The organism is Deltaproteobacteria bacterium (assembly GCA_016234845.1).
Lineage (GTDB): Bacteria > Desulfobacterota > Deferrimicrobia > Deferrimicrobiales > Deferrimicrobiaceae > JACRNP01.
The window spans coordinates 1-6,523 of the sequence record JACRNP010000103.1 but is presented as its reverse complement, the minus strand read 5'-3'; the positions used below and the strand labels follow the sequence as shown (position 1 = coordinate 6,523).

Here is a 6,523-nt window from a genome sequence, read left to right as displayed (position 1 = left end):
TCCGCCTCTCCGAGCGGCTGCGGCGGCTCTCCTACCGCAAGGTGTCCGGAAAGCCGCCGTCGGCCGGCACGTACTCGGAGGAGCCGGACCGGATCCGCATCTTCACCCGCGACTACAGCGTCGAGGAGACGCCCCACAACGGCGGCCCGGTGGACATCGAGGTCCGCGACGGGCGGGTGTCCTCGCTCGTGACCCCCGCGGGCGTTCCGCTCGACTCGATCCGGCTCGAGCCCGAGGAGGTCGGCCGGATCCTCGGGCCCCGGATGGAGTCGCGGCGGATGGTCCCGCTCTCCTCCATCCCCGCGTCGCTGCAGGAGGCGGTGGTGGCCGCCGAGGACGCCCGCTTCCGCTCCCACTTCGGGATCGACTTCGTGGGGATCGCGCGCGCCCTGGTCGCCAACATCCGGGAGCGGCGGTTCGCCCAGGGCGGGTCCACCATCACCCAGCAGCTCGCGAAGAACTTCTTCCTGTCCCCGAAGAAGACGATCGGGCGGAAGCTGCGCGAGGTGGAGTACGCCCTCGTCCTCGAGCTGCGGTATTCGAAGAATCAGATCCTGGAGATGTACCTGAACAAGATCTACTTCGGACAGGAGGGGCCGCGCGGGATCTACGGCATCGAGGAGGCGGCCGGGTTCTACTTCTCGAAACGGGCGGCGGAGCTGTCCCTCGAGGAGGCCGCGCTGCTCGCCGGGATCATCCGGTCTCCGAACCGGTACTCCCCGCTGCGCTACCCCGCGGCCGCGAAGGAGCGGCGCAACGCCGTCCTCGCGCGCATGCGGGAGCTCGGGTCGATCCGGGAGGCGGAGCACCGGAGGGCGTCCGCCGCCCCGGTCCGCGTGCGGCCGCGCCGCGCCCCCGTCCAGACCGCGGCGTACTTCGCCGACTACATCCAGCGGACCACCGAGGACGATCTCGGCGGGGAGAAGCTGTTCCGGACCGGGTACCGCTTCTACACCACCCTCGATCCCGTCCACCAGCAGGCGGCGGAGGACGCGGTCTCGCGGGGGCTGGCGGAGCTCGGGAAGGCCGCCTCCCCCGCCGGCGAGCCGCTGCAGGCGGCGCTCGTCGCGGTGGACCCGGCCACCGGGGAGATGACCGCGATGGTCGGGGGAAGCGGGTACGGGGAGACCCAGTTCAACCGGGCGACCGACGCGAAGCGGCAGCCGGGGAGCGCCTTCAAGCCGTTCGTCCTGCTGGCGGCGATGGAACAGGCGGCGCGCGGCAAGGGGAAGACGTCGCTCTCGACGGTCGTGTCCGGGGAACCGGTGTCGATCCCGACGCCGGAGGGGATGTGGACCCCTTCGAACTTCGAGGGGAAGGCGTACGGCCGGATCACGGTCCGCCGGGCCATCGAGGATTCGGTGAACACCGCGACCGTGCGGCTGGCGATGGACGTCGGACTTCCCGAGGTGCTGAAGACCGCCCGCGCCGCCGGGATCGCGAGCCCGCTCTCCCCCGTCCCGTCGATGCCGCTGGGGAGCTTCGAGGTCACCCCGGTGGAGCTCGCCTACGCGTACGCGACCATCGCCTCGGGCGGGATCCGGTTCGAGCCGTACCCCCTCTACTCCGTGACCACGGCCGACGGCGAGATCCTGGCGGCGGGGAAGGTCCGCTGGGAGCGGACGATCGATCCGCGGGCGGCGTACCTCGCCGGGTACGCGATGGAGGGGGTGCTTTCGCGCGGCACGGCGAAATCGGCCGCCGCGATGGGGGTGTATTTCCCCGCGTCCGGGAAGACCGGCACCACGGACACCAACCGGGACTCCTGGTTCGTGGGGTACACGCCGGACGCGGTCTGCGCGGTGTGGGTCGGGTACGACTCCGGGGCCGACACGGGGCTGACCGGCGCGCAGGGCGCGCTCCGCATCTGGGCCCGGTTCATGCGCGGGCTTTACCCGAAATCCGGCCCCCTGGCGCAAAGTTCCCCGGAGGGGATCGAGACCGCGCTGATCGACCCGGAGACCGGGTACCTCTCCACCACCGGCTGCCCGGAGGAGGTCCGGGAGGCGTACCTCGCCGGCACGGCGCCGAAGGAGACGTGCCCCCTGCACCCGGTCCACCCGGTGGTGGACACGTTCCGCAGGGGGTTCCGCGGCATCGGGGAGCTCTTCCGCAACCTGTTCCGCTAAGCCCGCAATTCCGTGAGATTTGCGGGCTCGCCGGGCCTCGTGGTATATAAACGTTTTCCAACTCCACGGAAAGAGAAGGGAAGATGGATTACAAGGACACGCTGAACCTGCCGCGGACCGGCTTTCCGATGCGCGCGAACCTCGCGCAGCGGGAGCCGGAGACGCTCGCGCGCTGGGAGGCCGCCGGATTGTACCGCAGGATGGTGGAGCACCGGGCCGGCCGGCCGACGTTCGTCCTCCACGACGGCCCCCCGTACGCCAACGGGCACATCCACATCGGGCACGCGCTGAACAAGATCCTGAAGGACATCATCGTCAAGTACCGGACCATGGCCGGGTCGCTCTCCGTGTACATCCCGGGGTGGGACTGCCACGGCCTGCCGATCGAGCATCAGGTCGACAAGACGCTCGGGGCGAAGAAGGAGTCGATCCCGACGGCGGCCAAGCGTCGCCTCTGCCGGGAATACGCGGCGAAGTTCATCGACATCCAGCGGGAGGAGTTCAAGCGCCTGGGGGTTCTGGGGGACTGGGAGAACCCGTACCGGACGATGACGTTCGACTACGAGGCGCGGATCCTGCGGGAGCTGGGCCGGTTCGTCGAGACCGGTGCGGTCTACAAGGGGACCAAGCCGGTGTACTGGTGCGTGACGTGCCGCACGGCGCTGGCCGAGGCGGAGGTCGAGTACGCCGACCACACCTCCCATTCGATCCACGTGAAGTTCCCGTTCGCCGAACCGCCGGAGCGGATCCACCCCCTGCTCGCGGGGAAGAAGGTCTCCTTCGTCATCTGGACGACCACCCCCTGGACGATCCCGGCCAACCTCGGGGTGGCGCTCCACCCCGACTTCGAATACGCGGCGCTCGAATCGGGCGGTGAAGTGTACGTCGTCGCGGACGGCCTTTCGGAGAGGTTCGCCTCCGAAACGGGCCTTGCCGACCCGAAGAAGCTCGCCGTGTTCGGCTCGCGGCACCTCGAGCGGATGCGGTGCCGTCACCCGTTCGCGGAGCGCGATTCGCTGATCGTCCTGGCGGACTACGTCACGCTCGAGGCGGGCACCGGGTGCGTCCACACCGCCCCGGGGCACGGGCGGGAGGATTACGAGACCGGCCTGAAGTACGGGCTCCCGATCCTGGCGCCGCTCGGGGACGACGGGCGGTTCACGAAGGACGTCCCGTTCTTCGCCGGGATGCAGGTGTTCGAGGCGAACCCGAAGGTGAACGAGAAGCTCGCCGAGACCGGAGCGCTGATGAAGCGGGGGGAGGTCACCCACTCGTACCCGCACTGCTGGCGGTGCAAGCAGCCGGTCATCTTCCGGGCGACGAAGCAGTGGTTCATCTCGATGGACCGGACGGGGCTTCGGGAGAAGACGCTCTCCGAGATCCGGAAGGTGCGGTGGATCCCCGCGTGGGGGCAGGAGCGGATCGAGGGGATGATCGCCGGGCGGCCGGACTGGTGCATCTCCCGGCAGCGGGCGTGGGGGGTGCCGATCGCCGTCTTCCGGTGCGAGGGGTGCGGGGAGCACCTGCTCGACCGTGCGCTCATCGACCGGGTGGCCGACTTCTTCGAGGTGGAGGGGGCGGACGCCTGGTTCGACCGGGACGCCGCGGAGCTGCTCCCGCCGGGGACGAAATGCCCGTCGTGCGGCGGCGCGTCGTTCGCCAAGGAGTCGGACATCCTCGACGTCTGGTTCGATTCGGGCGTCTCGTACGCCGCGGTGTGCGAGGGGAGGAAGGACCTGGGCGTGCCGGTGGACCTGTACCTCGAGGGATCGGACCAGCACCGCGGCTGGTTCCACTCGTCGATCCTCGCGGCGGTCGGCACGCGCGGCGTCGCGCCGTACCGCGGGGTGCTCACCCACGGTTTCGTGGTGGACGGCAAGGGCGAGGCGATGAGCAAGTCCCGGGGGAACGTGATCGCCCCGGGGGAGGTGATCAAGAAATACGGCGCCGAGGTCCTCCGCCTCTGGGTCGGCGCGCTGGACTACCGCGGCGACAACCCGCTGTCGCCGGAGATCCTCGAGCGGATCGCCGAGTCGTACCGGAAGATCCGCAACACGATCCGGTACCTGCTGGCCAACGTGGACGACTTCTCGCCGGAGCGGGACGCGGTCCCCGTGGAGCGGATGGAGGAGATGGACCGGTACGCGATGGCGGTCTTCGACCGGCTGGTGCGGAAGGTCCGGAAGGGGTACGAGGAGTACGAATTCTACATGGTCTACCACGCCGTGAACAACTTCTGCGCCGTGGAGCTGTCCGCCTTCTACCTGAACGTCCTGAAGGACCGGATGTACTGCTCCCCCGCCGGGGCCCCCGCGCGGCGGTCGGCGCAGACGGCGATGTTCGAGATGGCGAAGGGGCTCCTTTCGCTGATCGCGCCGGTGCTGTCGTTCACCGCGGACGAGGCGTGGGCATTCCTCCCCGGCTGGACCGGCAAGCCGGACACCGTGTTCCTCGCGGACCTGCCCGGGCCGCGGGAGATCCCCGGGGCCGGGGAGCTCATCCCCCGGTGGGAGCGGATCCTCGCCCTGCGGTCCGAGATCGCGCAGCCGCTGGAGGCCGCGCGGAAGGAGAAGCGGATCGGCAGCGACCAGGACGCGCTGGTGACCGTTTCCCCCGGCCCCTTCGCGGACCTGCTCGCGACGCACGCCCGCGAGGTGCGCGACGTCGCGATCGTCTCCGGGCTGCAGGTCGGGGACGCCTCCGGGCCCGGGACGTACGAGAGCGCCGCTTGGCCGGGGCTGAAGGTGTCGGTTGCGAAGGCGCCGTGGGGGAAGTGCGAGCGGTGCTGGAACCACACCCCCGAGGTGGGGGCGAACGCCGCGGCGCCCGACCTGTGCGCCCGCTGCGCGGCCGCGCTCGGAAAGTGACGGCGGAACGGTGACGCCGCTTCGGAAATTCGCGGTGCCCGCCGTTTCGGCGGGGCTGCTCGCGGCCGCCGACCAGGCGAGCAAGATCTGGACGGTGCGGAACCTCCCCCTCTTCGAGCCGATGGAAATCGTCCCGGGCTGGTTCGAGCTCGTCCACGTCCGCAACACCGGGGTGGCGTTCAGCCTCCTTTCGAACCTGAATCCGAAGTGGGTCCACCCGATGCTGATCCTGGCGACCGTCCTCGCCATGGCGGCCGTGATCGCCTACATCCGGCTCCTCCCGGGGAGGGGGACCGCGCCGTGCGGCCTGGGGTTGATCCTCGGGGGGGCGATCGGGAACCTGATCGACCGGGCGCGGCTGGGGTACGTGGTCGACTTCATCGACCTGCAGTGGCGCGGGCACCACTGGCCCACGTTCAACGTGGCGGACATCGGGATCACCGTGGGCGTCGCCCTGCTGATCGCGGACATGATATTCTGGGGCAAGGAGAGCGATGCACGCCGTCCTGCTGCAGATCGGTAGCGTCAAGATCTACTCCTACGGCGTCTTCGTCGCCGCCGGTTTCCTCGCCGCGTTGTGGGTTTCGGGGCTTGAGATCGCCCGGCGGGGGATGGACCGCGAGAAGTTCTACGACATGGGGTTCTGGGTGGTCCTGTCCGCCATCGCCGGGGCAAGGCTCTTCCACGTCCTGGTGTACTGGCGGCAGTACGCGGCGTCGCCTTCCGAGATCCTGAAGCTCTGGAACGGGGGGCTCGTCTTCTACGGCGGTTTCCTGGCGGCGATGGCGGCCTGCGTCGTCTTCCTGCGGCGGAACCGGATCCCGTTCCTGCCGGTCGCCGACGCCTCGTCGATCGGGATCCCGCTGGGGCTGGCGTTCGGGAGGCTGGGGTGCACGTCCGCCGGCTGCTGCTTCGGGAAGCCGACTTCGCTTCCGTGGGCGATCACCTTCACCGACCCGGCGTCGCTCGCCCCGCTCCACGTCCCGCTCCACCCGACGCAGCTCTACGAGGCGGCGGCCGGGTTCGCGATCTTCGGGTTCCTCTTCGCCACGCGGGACCGGTTCAAGACGACCGGGATGCGGTTCTGGACGATGATCATCCTGTACGGCGTCGCGCGGTCGTTCCTGGAGATCTTCCGCGACGACCCGCGCGGGTTCCTGGGGCCGTTCTCCGAGTCGCAGCTCGTCTCCGCGGTGCTGATCGCCTACGCGGCCGTCTCCATCCTCCGCTCCCGGGCGAGGACCGCCCCCTCCACACAGTAGCCCGCACTTTTTTCGCTTCTCCGCAGAGGAACTCCCACTTCGGCTGCGCCGCCTCGGAGGGCGGGGCTCCGTTCGTGGCTCGCCGTGCGATGAACCTGCACGGCTGCGCTTTACCTCACTACGCCCCCCCTCCTGCGGCGACTCCGCCGGACGCCCCTGCTCCGGACGCTCCTGCAACATTACTCCGCTACGGCAGGGCGCCGCCGACGACCATGCGGACGGCGTGGTTGCCGTAGTCGGCGATGTAGGCGTTGCCGCGGGAGTC

4 protein-coding genes are annotated in these 6,523 nt (G+C 69.9%); all 4 read left to right on the top strand.

Translation table 11 applies throughout. The annotated features are described in order from the left end of the window. On the top strand, positions 1-2,129 hold a 2,129-nt coding region (locus HZB86_07555), incomplete at its 5' end, for a PBP1A family penicillin-binding protein (GenBank protein ID MBI5905395.1). An 83-nt stretch (positions 2,130-2,212) separates the two neighbouring features. Next, entirely contained in the window at positions 2,213-4,996 is a 2,784-nt protein-coding gene (gene ileS, locus HZB86_07550; GenBank protein MBI5905394.1) for an isoleucine--tRNA ligase, read from the top strand. Positions 4,997-5,030: 34 nt separating this feature from the next. Continuing rightward, positions 5,031-5,519, top strand: a complete 489-nt coding sequence (lspA, locus tag HZB86_07545) for a signal peptidase II (protein MBI5905393.1) — start codon at positions 5,031-5,033, stop codon at positions 5,517-5,519. Further along, complete coding sequence (gene lgt / locus HZB86_07540) at positions 5,491-6,258, top strand: prolipoprotein diacylglyceryl transferase (GenBank protein MBI5905392.1); 768 nt, start codon at positions 5,491-5,493, stop codon at positions 6,256-6,258. The genes lspA and lgt overlap by 29 nt, the downstream gene beginning before the upstream one ends. Positions 6,259-6,523: the final 265 nt, after the last annotated feature.

Excerpts from the sequence above, each read along its gene's own strand:
- ileS (MBI5905394.1), top strand. The coding sequence starts at position 2,213 with ATGGATTACAAGGACACGCTGAACCTGCCGCGGACCGGCTTTCCGATG.
- lgt (MBI5905392.1), top strand. The coding sequence starts at position 5,491 with ATGCACGCCGTCCTGCTGCAGATCGGTAGCGTCAAGATCTACTCCTAC.